The organism is Psychromonas ingrahamii 37, from assembly GCF_000015285.1.
In the GTDB taxonomy this organism is placed as follows: domain Bacteria; phylum Pseudomonadota; class Gammaproteobacteria; order Enterobacterales; family Psychromonadaceae; genus Psychromonas; species Psychromonas ingrahamii.
Genome location: NC_008709.1, coordinates 645996 through 661870 on the forward strand (window position 1 = coordinate 645996; position 15875 = coordinate 661870).

10 protein-coding genes and 1 tRNA gene are annotated in these 15875 nt (G+C 42.5%); 6 read left to right on the plus strand and 5 right to left on the minus strand.

The features are described from left to right. Positions 1 to 15: 15 nt before the first annotated feature. Positions 16 to 91 (plus strand) — tRNA-Trp (locus PING_RS02675). A 427-nt stretch (positions 92 to 518) separates the two neighbouring features. Here the strand turns inward: PING_RS02675 and PING_RS02680 are convergent. From PING_RS02680 to PING_RS02690, 3 genes are all read right to left on the minus strand, one after another. Continuing rightward, on the minus strand, positions 519 to 2357 hold the full coding sequence (locus PING_RS02680) for a putative bifunctional diguanylate cyclase/phosphodiesterase (protein WP_157035294.1): 1839 nt from the start codon (positions 2355 to 2357) through the stop codon (positions 519 to 521). Between the two features lie 437 nt (positions 2358 to 2794). Then, positions 2795 to 3256 carry a PEP-CTERM sorting domain-containing protein gene (locus PING_RS02685; protein WP_011768924.1) on the minus strand — a complete coding sequence of 154 codons (462 nt, stop codon included), beginning with the start codon at positions 3254 to 3256 and terminating at the stop codon, positions 2795 to 2797. 98 nt (positions 3257 to 3354) lie between these two features. Continuing rightward, on the minus strand, positions 3355 to 3747 hold the full coding sequence (locus PING_RS02690; protein WP_011768925.1) for a hypothetical protein: 393 nt from the start codon (positions 3745 to 3747) through the stop codon (positions 3355 to 3357). A 507-nt stretch (positions 3748 to 4254) separates the two neighbouring features. Here PING_RS02690 and PING_RS19335 point away from each other — a divergent pair. Next, on the plus strand, positions 4255 to 6375 hold the full coding sequence (locus tag PING_RS19335; protein ID WP_011768926.1) for an FG-GAP repeat protein: 2121 nt from the start codon (positions 4255 to 4257) through the stop codon (positions 6373 to 6375). Between the two features lie 965 nt (positions 6376 to 7340). Then, positions 7341 to 8342 (plus strand): LLM class flavin-dependent oxidoreductase, encoded by a 1002-nt coding sequence (locus PING_RS02700; protein WP_011768927.1) that lies wholly within the window; start codon positions 7341 to 7343, stop codon positions 8340 to 8342. 427 nt (positions 8343 to 8769) lie between these two features. Here PING_RS02700 and PING_RS02710 read toward each other — a convergent pair whose 3' ends face one another. Continuing rightward, complete coding sequence (locus PING_RS02710) at positions 8770 to 9762, minus strand: metallophosphoesterase (RefSeq protein WP_011768928.1); 993 nt, start codon at positions 9760 to 9762, stop codon at positions 8770 to 8772. Between the two features lie 283 nt (positions 9763 to 10045). Here PING_RS02710 and yegD point away from each other — a divergent pair, with 283 nt between their 5' ends. After that, on the plus strand, positions 10046 to 11359 hold the full coding sequence (gene yegD, locus PING_RS02715) for a molecular chaperone (RefSeq protein ID WP_011768929.1): 1314 nt from the start codon (positions 10046 to 10048) through the stop codon (positions 11357 to 11359). A 75-nt stretch (positions 11360 to 11434) separates the two neighbouring features. On the opposite strand, the gene PING_RS02720 is transcribed toward yegD, so the two are convergent. Further along, the gene (locus PING_RS02720; RefSeq protein ID WP_011768930.1) at positions 11435 to 14377 is read right to left on the minus strand and encodes a bifunctional diguanylate cyclase/phosphodiesterase; all 2943 of its coding nucleotides are present in this window, start codon (positions 14375 to 14377) and stop codon (positions 11435 to 11437) included. 457 nt (positions 14378 to 14834) lie between these two features. Here PING_RS02720 and PING_RS02725 point away from each other — a divergent pair, with 457 nt between their 5' ends. Further along, complete coding sequence (locus PING_RS02725; protein WP_011768931.1) at positions 14835 to 15095, plus strand: hypothetical protein; 261 nt, start codon at positions 14835 to 14837, stop codon at positions 15093 to 15095. Between the two features lie 99 nt (positions 15096 to 15194). Next, entirely contained in the window at positions 15195 to 15797 is a 603-nt protein-coding gene (ribA, locus tag PING_RS02730; RefSeq protein ID WP_011768932.1) for a GTP cyclohydrolase II, read from the plus strand. The last annotated feature ends 78 nt before the right edge of the window (positions 15798 to 15875 follow it).

Consider the following 15875-nt stretch of genomic DNA (forward strand, 5'->3'; position numbering starts at 1 on the left):
ATTCAACACGTCTACAGGGGTGTAGTTCCAACGGTAGAACGACGGATTCCAAATCCGTATGTTGGGAGTTCGAATCTCTCCATCCCTGCCAAACATTAAATAAAGCCTCGACTTATGTCGGGGCTTTATTGTTTCTAGGATAATATTTTAAAATTGGCAAAAGGTTAGCATCAATTAACCTTAATCTAATAACCCGTTATTTCCCTGTATTATGCGTTACAAAGCTACACTTGCTGTCGATATCTTGTCTTTCATGCGCAGAATCGGAGCCAAAGTAGATCCTGATAAATTCAAGTGAGTCTGATACTTAGTCAATACCAGTTCAATATAGTCATTGTTCTGTTCCGTGTCTTTACGGGTTATCAGTGCGGATTGTGCAGCAGGTGGTTTGATCTTTCCTTTAATTTAATGATTAAAAGGTATGTGCCTCGCTTTTCATCCGCACCAGTTATATTGCTCTGCAGACGAATAAATCACCAGATTCAATAACGATCAGCGATAACGTAGACCATTAACAATCAGCCCGACTTAAGCAACGCCTCAAACTCATCAATTGGCACGGGTTTGCTAAATAAATAACCTTGATAATGGGTACAGCCTTTATTCAACAGGAATTGTTTTTCTTCTACTGTCTCGACACCCTCGGCAATAACGTCGATACCTAAGCTATGTGACATGGCAATGATAGTGCGTACAATTATTCTGTCATGGGCATCCGTAATAAGGTCACGCACAAATGACTGGTCTATTTTTAATTGATTGATGGGCAATCTTTTTAGATATTGTAAAGAAGAATAACCAGTGCCAAAGTCGTCTAATGAGAATAAAATACCTATTTTTCTGAGCGTATTCATTTTGATAATGATATCGCTAATATTTTCCACCAACATACTTTCGGTTAGTTCTAGCTTTAGTCGGTCAGGGATAATCTGATGACGTTGCAGAGTGGTTTTGACTTGTTCTATAAAGTCTTCTTGATGAAATTGTTTCGCACTGACATTAACGGCGAGTACAAGGTCTTGTGTCAGTGGGTTCTGTTGCCATTTTTTAAGTTGAGCACAGGCGGTATCTAATACCCATTGCCCTATCGGTAAAATAAGCCCTGTTTCTTCGGCTAAAGGAATAAAGTTAAAGGGTGAAATCTGACCACGTTCTGGATGTTGCCAGCGGATTAAGGCTTCAGCTCCTAATGCTTGACCAGAGCCGTTAACCTGTATTTGATAATATAGTTGGAATTGATTTTGTTTAATCGCTTTGTGCAGTTCATTTTCCATCTCTGCACGGATAGTAATAGCTTCCAGCATTGTTTGATTAAAGAAACAAAGGCTGTTACGCCCTGCGTCCTTGGATTGATACATAGCAATATCCGCTTGCTTTAACAGCTCCTCTGATCCCAATTCATGCCCATTGAAAATTGTCGCGCCGATACTGAGGGTGCAGTGATACTTGATCGCATTGAGTGAGTAGGGTTGAGTCAGTGTAAAGAGGATTTTTTTGGCCATCTGTTTGGTTTGTGCAGTAGCTTTAATTGCTTGTGGGCTGAGGTTTTCTAACACCACCACAAACTCATTACAGCCCAATCGAGCGATGGTATCACCTTCTCTAACACTTTCAGTTAAGCGGGTGGTTACTTGTTTTAATAATAAATTTCCCACATCGTGGCCACGGGTATTATTGAGGGTTTTAAGGTGGTCTAAATCAATAAACAGTAATGCACCATACTGATGAGTGCGCGCATTAATAGTGAGGGCAAGATTAAGTTCATCAAGCAATAGACGGCGGTTTGGCAACTTAGTGAGCGGATCAAAGTAGGCGAGGTTATTGATTTCTTCCGAGGCAGCTTTGTCTAACGTAATATCTATGATCATAGCGACATAATTAGAGACCATCCCGTTGGTATCTTTCACTGCAGTAATAGTCATATGTCCAGGATAGATATCACCATTTTTGCGGCTATTCCATATCTCACCTTCCCATGCGTCGGTGCTGTTGATACTGTCCCACATCGCCTTATAGAACACTTTTTCTTGCCGGCCAGAGCTAAATAGCTTAGGTTTTTGTCCAATAACTTCTTCTGCACTGTAGCCTGAAATTCTGATATAGGCCTTATTCACGCGAAGAATACGGTTATTAGCATCGGTGATAAACATGCCTTCTTGAGATTCAAAGGCAGTGGCGGCAATACGAAATTCAAGAGCAATGACTAATTCGGCAGCCAGTTTTTCTTTTTCTTCCTTGGCAATGACTAACTCGGCAGCCAGCTTTTCTTTTTCTTCCTCGGCAATGATTAACTCAGCGGCCAGCTTTTCTTTTTCTTCACTTTGAAAGAGCAGTTTTTCATTAGCGTCTAAATTCAAAATATTAAACCTTTCTTTAATTTTCACGGTAGCACTCACTAATGTGGTTATGTTCTTAAATGCAATGTTGCAAGATGTTCGCAATTTTAAAAACACTACGATCAAAGAAAGGAGAGAGCAATATGAATTATTAAATATTACAAATTAAATAGATTTAATTTTTGTTTTTTAGTGAATTTAGTGATGTTTGGCCTATTGAACAATATTAATAATGCGTTCAAGTAGGTTGCAAACAGCAGCAAAGGCTCCGTTAGGTATTGTCTCTGCATTTTAAACTGGATTTAACAGCTTTAAGCCGCAGCCTGCTCTACTCGACTATTATAAATATTCAGCAGAGGGTGACGCTTTCCTGTGCGTTGCCTGATGATACTGACAGCGCAAGATGAAAAAAAAATTGACCCTCTTTGGCAGCAAAGGAAACAATATCTGCATAAAGGCTAATGCTGCTTTCTTCTTCTGGAAAAGAGCCGTATACCGAGCAGACCGAAACCCAATAATATGGAAATATTAGGCTCAGGAACCGTCCAATAATGCGTTATGCTCTTAATGTCGGTTGGATCGGCCTTAAAAGTAAACTTAAAAGTTGCTGTGCCATCGATGGGAACATGATCTTTAATATCACCTACAAAATCTACCCGTAACCTGGCATCTTTAGAGTTACCTGCTGTCCCCTGAAATCCCCAGGAATAATCCCAATCAGGTGTATTGGTTGCGCTTAACTCCCCTAATAGAGGCCCTGAAAAAGCACTGGATTTATCAAATATAATCTCCACATGAAAATCAGTCGCAAAATGACCTGTGTCATTTTTGACGTCGAAGGTTTTAGTGATGTCAATCAAGGTTGCGTTTACCTGCAACGACCATACCAGTATAAATATTCCAACAATAAATGTACGCATGTGACTTATCTCCTTTCCATTAATAAAAATAGGAACTGACTTTTTTGGTGACATTCTTCGGAAACCAAAACCTCAACAGGAACGCATTGTGAGCCCTTTTACTTTGCATACTTAATGGTGATGGCTGTAATAATACCCCACACCCAATTGAAGAATATTACAAACACCGGTGTCATTAGTCCAAGCTCTATTCCAGCAATACCTTTGTTTGCCTGATAGGGGAAAACAATAAAGAGCATAACAGCGGTTGGAAATAGACTTAAGATTGTTCCCTTAAGAAGTAGCCTTGATTGCAATATGGGTAGAATGAAAAGAAATCCCCAGAGACCGCCCCACACAATTCTTGGATACAACCATGCAGGGCTGAAAGAGGGGTCAATTGAAACACCCCATGTTGAAGTGATACCAAGCTGTCCAAATTGCCAAACAGTTATGCTGTTGCCTAGTGCTCCCAAGCAGCCCGCTGCAAAGAATAATAATAGTTTTTTCATGCTTATCCCTGGTGTGGACTAACAGTGTATTAGTCATAAACATTTAAATTTTTTTGATTGTTAAAGGTTAGACCAGAGCACGTAATAAAACAGTTGGGTAGCATACATATTCACTTGTAAATGGTTTTTTTGTCTTGGGAAAATGATGCATTTGCATTTGCATTTGCATTTATAAAGGTCTCTGTAAATACAAATTGAAAATAATTCATTTTTCAATAAATTTAAGTATGCGAAACTTGTGCATTAGGTGTTTATATAATGTGCGGCGAAAGTATAAAAGCCCCGTCAGAAAACACCCGTTGATGACTTGGGCGCAAAGATTAAAGCTGATTTTTAATCTTGATATTGAAAATGGCAGGCATCGCGGAGGAGTAAAATAATGACCAGTATTAAAGAGCTAAAACAGGCTGTTTAAATCAACATTTTTTTGGTGAAGCTTTTCTACTCTTACTATACTTATAGCTATCTATCATTTCAAAAACACCCTACTAATAGGAGTATATGAGTATGTTTCATTTATATCTTTCAGGACTGAGGTTGGTAGCTATTACATTCTTGAGTCTTATTGCAAGTGCATCCTGGGCAGCGCTGACGCCTGTTGAGGTGGCCAAAATTCTCGCCAGTGATGGCGCCGCTTATGATTATTTTGGTTACTCGGTGGCATTGTCCGGGGATACCGCCGTTATTGGTGCCGGTGTTTCATATACTGTTCCAGCTTCTGGCCCGGGTGCCGCTTATGTGTATACCCGTAACGGCACTTCCTGGAGTGAACAGGCCAAACTGACCGCCAGTGATGGCAGCACCGCTGATAACTTCGGTTACTCAGTGGCGATAGATGGCGATACCATAGTCGTTGGTGCCAGATTTGCGGACGGCGTGGTCACTGACGCTGGCGCTGTTTATGTTTATACTCGAAGTGGAACTGTCTGGAGTGAACAGGCAAAAATCACTGCCAGTGATGGTCAATTTCGTGATTTTTTCGGTAATTCGCTAGCAATCTATGGCGATAACCTGGCAATCGGCGCCTATGGCGACGATAATCCGGACGCAGATGCCGGTTCGGTCTATATCTACACTCGCAGTGGAACTACTTGGAACGAGCAGGCTAAGCTCAGGGACAGTGATGGTTTAACAAATGACAGGTTTGGTTGGGCGGTGGATCTATTCGATGATACTGCATTGATCGGTACAGTTTACGATGATGATAACGGCACTCGTTCAGGAAGCGCCTTCGTGTTTACACGCAGTGGCACAACCTGGAGCGAACAGGCCAAACTCCAGCCGGATGATTCTAAAAGCTATCATTTTTTTGGGGTATCAGTTGCGTTATCTGCAGATACGGCGCTAATTGGAACGAATGGTGATGCTGACAAGGGTCTTGAAGCCGGTGCGGCCTACGTATTTGTGCGCAGCGGCGCACTCTGGAGCCAACAGGCAAAACTCATCGGCAGTGATGTCGAAACCGATGATGAGTCCGGCTGGTCGGTTGCGCTGTCTGGTGATACTGCGCTTGTTAGCGCCATCCGTGATGATGATAACGGCACTGACTCTGGCGCAGTTTACATATTTGCCCGTAATGGGACTATCTGGAGTGAGCAAGCGAAAATCAAACCAGGCGACGGTGCTTACCGTGATTTTTTTAGTTTTTCAATGGGACTGTCCGGCGATACCGCACTGATTGCAGCAAATCTTGAGGATGACAATGGCGCTGATGCAGGTGCCGCCTACATATTCACCGGCGTGACTGGTAATACGGCGCCCGTGGCAGAGGCAGGGCTTAATCAGTCCATTCATGTCGGGCAGAACGTTGCCCTTGACGGCAGTGGCTCTACAGATGACAAAACAGCATCGGAAGATCTTTTATACGATTGGACCTTTGATGCGAAACCGCCGGGTAGCCCTGTTGTGCTGACCAATGCCGATACAGTGACCCCCAGCTTTATTGTGGATCTACCGGGCGACTATCTGATAAGCCTAGTGGTGACGGATCAAGGCGCACTGTCCAGCCTTCCTGATATAGTCACCGTTTCTTCATTAAATACGCCACCTGTGGCAAATGCCGGCTTTGATCGGGGCAGTTATGTGGGTGAAACCGTGGTGCTCGATGGCTCGGCAAGTTTTGATTCAGACTCTGATGCACTGACCTTTCTGTGGACTCTCACTGCGCCCACCGGGAGTAGCGCAACCCTCAGCGACAATGCTGGTGTGACTCCAGAGTTAATACCGGATCTTGCCGGTGCCTATACGGCAGAGCTTGTGGTCAGCGATGGTTATGCTGACTCCACGCCGGACGAGGTAAATATTGCGGTTATCACCACGGAACAATATGTGCAGCAACAGGCGATGGAATCATTAAATATTATCACCGTGTTATCACTTAGCAGTGTCACAACCAGTGGGAACCAGACTGCAATGGAAAATTTTCTGTTGCAGGCGATTGACAGTCTGCAAAAGTCAAAAGTTGATCAAACCCGGCAGAAACTTGAAAAGGCCATCGCCCGTACCGATGGTTGCGCGCTTCGAGGCTCGCCCGACACTGCTGGTGGTGCAACTAAGGACTATATCAGCAACTGCGTGGATCAAAACAAAATCTATCCACTGTTGGTGAGTGCGCTGGCGCAGCTTTGATGGGGTCGTTAACACATTCTGGAATATGATATTAGATCCGCTGTAGCCAGAAATAAATATGGCTGCGGCGCTTTTATAGAGTTAGTGCTAGCGATTACACTATTTAGTCTTATTTTAAGTGTGTCATGGTGTGAACGATCAGCTCTCGTCGGCGCTACGACAGCTGAATAAATGAATATCGCCGCTCTTTTAATAAAGCGCGGCGATATTTATTCTATGCTGATATTTTAATCCGTTGGGAGGGTGAACCTCCGGCCATGGAGTGATAAGAATTAATAGTTGGACAGCCATCTAATTACTAAACAACACGGTAGGGTAATAACCCTTCTGAATAACCGTAACGAACACATCGTCGCGGTAAGAGTGTTCGTCGATGTAGTGTTATGCAGAAATCTATCATAATAATAAAGGCGGCGCTTTCTGTATGCAGATTTTAGCCTCATTTTGTGTTTTATTACACTCAGGTAGTAAAAATAAAAGTGAGCATTATGCTCGCTTCTTCCCAAAAGCGACTTACACAAAACGCTTCCCGCCTCCTATTGCTTCTGTAATCTAATAAGAGGATAGTCATTTATCTGAGCTGTTCTTAGTTTGGAAAAAAACTTACTTTTCCAGGTGTCAGTTCCGGGGTAAGTCGCTATTTTCCATAAGCTATGATCTATTCAAAAAATGAGCTAGAACAAGCATAACAATCAAAGTAAGAGCAAATTGACTCATTCCGGCTATGCCCCTAATGGTTTCGAATAAGATTTCTATCAGCCTCTGAGTGTGCCTTTAACTCAGAGAGAACTATTCTGCAATAATCGTATTTTATGGCGACTCTGGCCCAGTGGAATACCTTTAAATGTGCTGTCTTGCTCGCAATGTGCCACTGCGATGACGGCTAAAACAGAACCAAAATAAATCATATTTCAAGTTGAGCAACAGAGATTACATCTGAATAAAACAAGGATTAAATATTAAGTATGAACTTTAAAAACATCCCATTTTCGATACTAGAATTAGCCACTGTTTCCAGCCATTCGACACCTGAAGAAACCTTTAAAAAGAGCCTTGACCTTGCCCAAAAAGCAGAAGAATTTGGTTACAAACGTTTTTGGCTGGCAGAGCACCACAATATGATAAGCATTGCCAGTTCAGCAACGGCAGTCCTAATTGGATATATTGCTGGTGGTACAAATAAAATAAGGGTGGGTTCCGGTGGAATTATGCTTCCCAACCACTCTCCTTTAATTGTCTCCGAACAATTTGGAACCTTGGGCTCTATTTACCCAAATCGAATTGATTTGGGCCTGGGAAGAGCTCCGGGAACAGATCAAATAACGGCGCATGCCATCCGGTCTGACAGAATGCAAGCGGTCCATAAATTTCCCGAAGAAATCGGTGAGATTCAACAGTATTTTTCTCCTAAGAATAGCGGGGCCCAAGTAAGGACTAGCATTGCCGAAGGGATAAATGTGCCACTTTATATATTAGGCTCCAGTACAGATAGCGCTCACCTTGCGGCTAAAAAAGGACTTCCCTATGTTTTTGCAAGTCATTTTGCGCCTGCACAATTATTTGAGGCCCTGAATATTTATAACAATAATTTTAAGCCTTCAGAATTATTGCAGGAACCCTATACAATTGCCTGCATCAATGTGATCGCAGCAGACAGCGATCAGGAGGCAGAAAAAATGTCTACCTCTATGATTCGAATGATGTTTGGTGTTTTGACCGGAAATATTGACTATCTTCAGAAGCCTACCAATATGACCGATGAATTGCGGGAGTTGTCTGAAAATCCCACTTTTCAGCGTATGCTGAAATATTCTTTTGTGGGTAGCAAGGAAACACTAAAGCAAAATACCACAGATTTTCTTCAAAAAACGGGGGTCAATGAATTAATGGTGGCATCTCATATCTTTGATCATGAGGATCGGGTGAAATCTTATCGGATTTTTTCGGAAGTGATGAAGGAATTTTAAATCCTTAAATAAGAAAATCGAGGGATGTGTTTAAAAATTATGCGATTTTTTTGTTTACTGTGATTTTTTTATTTTTGATGATTGAGCAGTTTAATGTTGCACAAGTAATTCAGTATAGGAAGAATAAAAGTTTTTTACCCAAACAAGCTGTTCAAATCAACTTTGATAACTTTAATAACTTTAATAACTTTGACCGGGACTTTGTTCTTTCTATCTTAAGCGTAGAGCCGTTTTTTTTGAGACCGCAGCGAAAGCTGTGATTGAGGGAAGAGTGGTCTGCAGCAAAAATTTTGAGATAGCCGGCTGGCGCTGATTTAGTCCGCACGGAGTGTCACTTCAATAATTTCACCCGGCTGCCACAGCCGCATGTGAGGTCGCACAGGCCGGTGCCGCAACTAACGATCAGGCTCATCTTGCCGATCTGATATCACCCATCGAAGTAGGGATAGTATTGTTTGACCAGAAGGCCGAAGGGCCAGATTTGGCCTCCGTGAGTGTGGCCTGACAACATCAGCCCGACACCCCTATTTTTGGCCTTTTTCACCTGCAACGGTGAGTGCGAAAGTAGTACTATAGCGCCCTTATAATTCCCATCGAGTAACGACAATACCCGATCCCCGTTATTATTATTGAGCTGCTGTCTGGATAGATTATCTACGCCTGCAAGCAGTAATCCGGGGGCGACCTCCTGCCAGCAGTTGCGCAGCCATACTACGCTGGCCTTCTCGCTGATGGCGATGGCTGCCGTACTGTCACCGTGGAACTCGTGATTACCGGTGACGGCATAGACTCCCATCGGCGCTTTCAGGCGCGCAAAGACAGCTTGCAGGCCGCTATCTATTCTGCCATGTCCCTCAAAGATATCACCCAACAGAACGATCAGATCTGGTTTGAGTCCTTCAACCTGAGCAACCCGCGCATTAAGCCATTGCGCTCCCAACTGACTGCCGAGATGCAGATCTGATAGCACCACAATACGAGTGCCGTCGAGCGATACGGGCAGTGCAGTCAGGGTAACCTCGTGCCGGCTAACGATCGGCGCACGCATACCCTGCACCAGTGCCACGACAATCAATAGCAACGAGAGCAAAAGGGCACTGCTGCGAAGCTGATTAAGATAGGGTTTTGCCCAAAAACCAAAGCCGCTCAGTAGTTCGAGCATAAGCTGGATAGTGGTAGCAAGAAACAGCGCTCCCAGCCAGTTCAGGGCAAGCTGATTTAGCAGGCTCAGCAGACTTCCGCTGACATCATCACCAGCGTGTATGCCGACCAGGTATAACAGCCACAGTGTCAGGGAAAGCAGCCATAGCCTGCGACGGAGATGAACTGGCTTGAAGCAGTTGAGAGATGCAATACGCCAGGTGAGATAGCCATGCATCAGAGAGGCAATCAGGTTAAGAATAAGCGTAAATCCAAACATAGCTTTTCCTCTAGGCCGTTGGGCATTTGATCCCTAGAATCAACAGCCCAACGGTGCAGGTTATGTAAGTTGGCGCAGGAATTAAACGCTACTTTTTCTTTCTGGCGTTGATATGTCCATTATAGTATAGCTAACGGCCAATTAGCCGCCTCTGCAAATCCCCGTGCTAAGTCTTTTTTGCCCTGTCCAATGTTAATGTTTAGTTGTTCAAGGTATGATCTTGCCTTTAATTTAATAATTAGAAGGTATGGATGTCCTGCCTTTTTTTTTGTCAGGAAACATAATGACCGCTGATTTTATTGGTATTGATTTTGGTACAAGCAATTGTGCCGTAGCAGCTTGGCTTAATAACAAACCGACACTGATTGTTGTCGATAAAGAGAGTGAGAACCCGTTTAAGATCCGTTCTGCAATCTATTTGACCCATAATGAATCGGGTGCCGCGAGTAATAATGCAAAAACGAATGAGCAAACCTTAAATGAGATGTTAAATTCCGGTGAGATTTTGTTTGGTGAACAAGGCTTTAAGACCTTTTTATTAACCCCTGATGAAGGGCGCTATGTTAATAGCCCAAAGAATTTTCTTGGCGCTAAAATTCCAAAACGTTTATTAGATAACTTTGAACTATTGGTCGTTCGCTTTTTATCTTATCTTAAGCAGTGTGCTGAAAAACAGTTAAATATTACTATTAATAAAGCGGTTATTGCGCGCCCGGTCAACTACCACTCCACTATGGGGGAGTTAGGAAACCAACAAGCTGAAGCGCTAATGTTACGCGCAGCAACCAAAGCGGGTTTTACACAGGTTGACTTTATCCATGAGCCCCTGGCAGCAGCTTATCACTTTGAACAACAAATTAAGAAGCCAACTAAGGCGATGGTAGTCGATTTAGGAGGAGGTACTTCCGATGTTACTTTTTGTTTATTAAGTAAAGAGAAAGCCGATAAACTTGAGAGAGATGCTGATATTTATGCCACCAAGGGGATCCGCCAGGGCGGCATTGTAAGTGATAAATATTTAGCAAGCAGCATAGTGTCGCCTCTGTTTGGTCGGGGAGGGCGCACAGCAGGTGGCCGTTCAATTCCAAATATGTTGTATTTTGGCGTTTATGCGATTGACAATATTCCCGAGATGAGTGATTTTTATTCCCCCGCTCGTGCTAAATCGATCACTGAATATATCTCCGATAGTAAAGATCCTGCACCACTGATGCGTTTACAGCAGGTACAAAAGCAAAGGCTTACTCATCAATTGATGCATGCCATTGAGCTTGCGAAGATCGATTTAAGTGACCAGCAACAAACAGATTTACCCTTAGCTTTTATAGACAAATCATTGGACGTGACCATCAAACGTGATCAGGTTGCACAGACTATGACAAAATGGTTAGAAAAGATGTTTGTCATGATTGACAGCGCGGTTGATGAGGCCAAACAGCAACCAGAAATTATCTATTTAACCGGCGGTATGGGGTTATCACCGCTAGTCCAGCAAGCGATTAAAGCGCGTTATCCAGAGGTTAATATTACCGTTGCTGATGCCTTTAGCTCAGTCGTTTTGGGCGCGCTATTAAAAGCTAAACGTCTATTTTCCTGAGCGATGACAAGCCAGAGGGTGGTTCTAAAGAAGCTTTGCAATCACCGAATTTGGTCAGTTTAAACTGTTATCGTTTTAGTGGTGCGGGCCCTGCTTGGCAAAGCGGGAAAATTCGTCAGCCGGAATAGCTTTACTAAAATAATAACCTTGTATTTCATTACAGCCGTGCAGGCGTAGAAATTCCAGCTGTTCGGCTGTCTCGACCCCTTCGGCAATGGTCTGCATTCCGAGGTTTTTCGCCATATCGATAATGGCGTGCACCATCGCTCGGTCATCGGAATCCCTGGCAAGATTACAAATAAATGATTGGTCGATTTTAAGTTTGTAAACCTTAAACTGCTTGAGATAGCTCAGGGAAGAGTAACCTGTACCAAAGTCATCAATCGACATGCGAATGCCCTTTGCATGCAATTGATTCATAATGTTAATCGCCTGCTGCGGATCATCCATAGTAATGGCTTCGGTGAGTTCCAATTCCAGGTATTGATGTGCGAGCTGTGCTTTATTTAGCATGCTAATAATCATGCCGATAAGGTTGGCTTGTTTAAACTGCAGAGCAGACAGATTGACAGCGACAACCATTGGCGCGAGTCCTTCATTTTGCCAGACCTTCATTTGATCAATGGCGGTACGTAATACCCACTCTCCAATCGCTACAATCTGTCCGCTGCTTTCTGCAATGGGAATGAATTCACCGGGAGAAATGTCTCCCAGCTCCGGATGTCTCCAGCGCAGCAGCGCTTCAGCACCTATAATATGCCCCTTTACTGCTGAAATCTGTGGTTGGTAGTGTACTTGCATTTCATTACGCAGCAGAGCATGTCTCATGGCATTGACTATTTTTAACTTACGTTGCAAATGAACCTGCATCTCTTCGGTGAAAAAATGGAAAGTGTTGCGGCTGTATCTTTTTGCCTGAGACATGGCGGTATCGGCATTTTTGATCAAGGTTTCAAACTCTTCGCCATCATTCGGATAGATAGCAATACCTATTGTGGCAGTGATAAACAGTTCATGGTGTTCAAAGACAGTAGGCAGTGACACGGTTTCAATCAGTTTTGTCGCAATATTTAATGCGCTGTCTGCATCGGTATTAGGGAAAAGTAAAATAAACTCATCGCTTCCAATCCTTGATACAAGGTCGACCTCCCGGATGGCAGATTTTAGTCGCTTTGCTATTTCGATCAGCAGTCGATCACCAATTACATGCCCTAAGGTATCATTGACATTTTTAAAATGGTCAAGGTCTAGAAACATCATGGTTAAGGATTCATTATTACGTCTTGCAAGCGTAAAAAGGTAGGTGATTTTATCCTTGAGCATAAAACGGTTCGGCAGCCCGGTAAGCTGATCAAAGTTTGCCAGAGCCTGCAGGTGAGCTTCAGCAAGTTTTCGTTCGGTAATATCCTGAATGGTCCCTTTCATGAGGATAGGGCTTCCTTGATTATCGAACTCGAGCTCACCTAAGCCATGTACCCAACGGACAGCTTGATCATTTTGACGTTTCATTCGATATTCTTGATTAAAGGATTTTTTCTGATTAAGGACATCTTCTTTAAAATAATGATCTATTCTACTGCGATCATCAGGATGAATTAATTGCGCCCAACCTTCCATAGTACGTTGGTAATCGGCATCAATACCAAGTAAATTATCTAATATTTCAGAACCGGACCATTGGTTACTGCGCAAATCGAAAAGGTAGCTTCCCAAACGTGCAATTCGCTGTGATTCTCTAAGGGAGTGTTCACTTTCTTCAAGCGCCTTTTTGGCGGCGTTGCGTTCGGTAATATCTTCTGAAATGCCAAGCAGAAATTTGGGATTATTGTGCTCATCGGTGATGATTATTTTTTTTGTGTATAGAGTGCGGGATCCAAAGGGGGTATCTATGATTTCCTCGGGGATTTCAAGTAGTGTTCTTCGCTCTATCGTCTCGCGATCTTTATTGGTGAAAAAGTCTGCTTGTTCTTTAGGGAAAAAGTCATAATCACTTTGCCCTAAAATAGTTTCACGACTATGTCCAAATAACTTTTCAGTGGATTTATTGATAAGAGAAAGCCGTAAATTATTAACATCTTTCAGAAAAATAGCCGTTGGAATATTCTCTATAATGTCGTCGAGTAAGCGTTTTTTTTCGCGAAGTTGAGTTTTTGCCAACTCTAGATTGTGGTAGGGTCTTTCGATGACAGTAATAAAAATTGCCCGGTAAATAAAGAGGTAGGCAATAACCTTATAGAGATGACCCGATATATTGTAAATATCCGTTAAATCGGCGTATAGAGTGAAGAAAAACTCGCTCATCGCTATAATACACAGACCTGTGAGCAGGGATGATGCATGATAGGTTTGGGGTCGGTGCATTTGCTGCAGCAGTAGCAATACTGTTATTAAAGTTAAACCGATAATAATATACTCAGTATTGATTTTAAGAGCGCTAAGTCCCGCTTGCGGGGTAAAGAACAGATGTGAAAGAAAGTCAGGATTCATTAGGATCAGCCAGTGCACAATTCCCGTTGCTGCCAGTATGATTGACAAAATCAGATAGCGGAAAAACCTAAAAGACGATAGACGAATTGGTAATATAACGAATAATAATAATCCGATGGTCGAAAGTATTCTTGCCGCAAGCCAAAATCCAATGGTTTTATTAGGGTTGCTTGGCGTTACATAATCAGGCATGCCCGGGTAGGAGAGTATATGAGAAAAATCGAGTATGCCCACCCCCAAAAACACAGAGGCAAGCAAGACTATGTTGCCGGGTAACTTGCGTTTTCTGCCTGTCCAGCCCACGGCAAATATTAATGCTGCGATAATAATGGAAATAGTTTCAAGCGCAGTGTGTAATGGCAGGTAGTTTTGCCAGCCTCCAATTTCAATCAAGGGTTGCACCAAAATTGCCGTGACAAGCCCAGCCGCCATTAAGCCCGTAAAGAAAATGGCCTTACCTAATGATGGCGAGTGACTGGAGTGAATATATGTAAAGTATTTACACAGTGATGACAATATTCTGCTAAACAATGTTAAGTCCTCGTAATCTAAGGCTTTTAAGCGATTGGTTATAAAGCGTTCTATTTAATGTCATAAAATAGATTTTTTTGTATTGGCATAAAAGATTTTAGCACATGAAAAGAGTTAAGTTATCAGTCATAATTAGGCAGCTTGAACCTGTCAATTAAACGCTCATCTACTTCCTATGCTTAAGTCTACAACTCATTCTTAATTATTGCGTGGTAAAATCCAGCGGTTCATTACAGCTTTTTTTAAGAGAAATTTTGCAAGGGTGTTATATGTATACCAAAAACATAAAAATATCTAGATGCTTAACAGATTTATCGGATCAACAAATTCAGGTTTGTTGAAAACGGAGATTATTCAAAGAAATGGACTGCACAAAAAAGTGGCATCAATACTGCTCTGTCTTGGTTCATTTATGACGGACATGATACTCACAGCGCCTCAGTAGCAAGGCGCGCCTATGGCTGTCAACGTTAAAAACAATGACGGTTATTATGTCCCTGACCATAGGAGGATGATAAAATCAGCAAAATCCCGAATAATGTTATTGCAGCATCGGGTAAAGGAAAAAATACTGCAAGTCTGGTATGATTTTAGCAGAGCGCTGCTTGCTGAGAGAGGTCATATTGGGAATGAAAAAAGAACCGATTTTATTAACGCCGCTTATAAGAAAGATCAAGTGCTTGAAGTACTTACGGGACTCGCTGCAAAGCTTATCTGAAACGTCACCAATGCGTCATTGATACTGGCCGATCAAGTGGCTTAATTGGACTCATCCTGTGTAACTAAAATAATAGTAGAAGATATAAGGTTAAATATTATGACCAAAGTAAGAACCAAAATTTCGCTAAAAATAGGTGCTAATAGCCGAATTCCAGCTCAGATAGCATCGTTTAATGGCTTAACGTCCGATAAAGAGCATATCGCTATTATTTTTGGAAAAGCAGACGAGTGCTCAAGCTCGCCGATCGTGCGCATACATTCCGAATGTTTAACGGGAGATGTTTTTCATTCATCACGTTGTGATTGCGGTGAACAATTAGATGAAGCCATCGAGCTAATGGAAAAAGAAGGCGGCATTATTATTTATCTGCGTCAGGAAGGTCGGGGAATTGGCCTATATAACAAAATTGATGCTTATAAACTTCAATCTGAAGGTATGGACACCTATCAAGCTAATAACCAGTTAGGTTTTGAAGACGACCTTAGAGATTTCACCGAAGCGGGACAAATGCTCGCGGCGTTAAATATTAGGAAACTACAGCTATTAACCAATAACCCGCTAAAAGTGAAGGCGTTGCGGGAGTATGGGATAACGGTTGATAAGGTGATCAGTACTTCAACATTTATTAAAGACGATAACGAATCCTATTTAAGGACTAAGGCAAAAAATGCCGGTCATGCTATCCGCTTTCCGTTTTAGGTTCGAAGCACTCAAGTTTAGCGTCGGAAAATAAAATACGATTTTTTCAAGTTTAGATTTAAATAATCACTGCGTTGC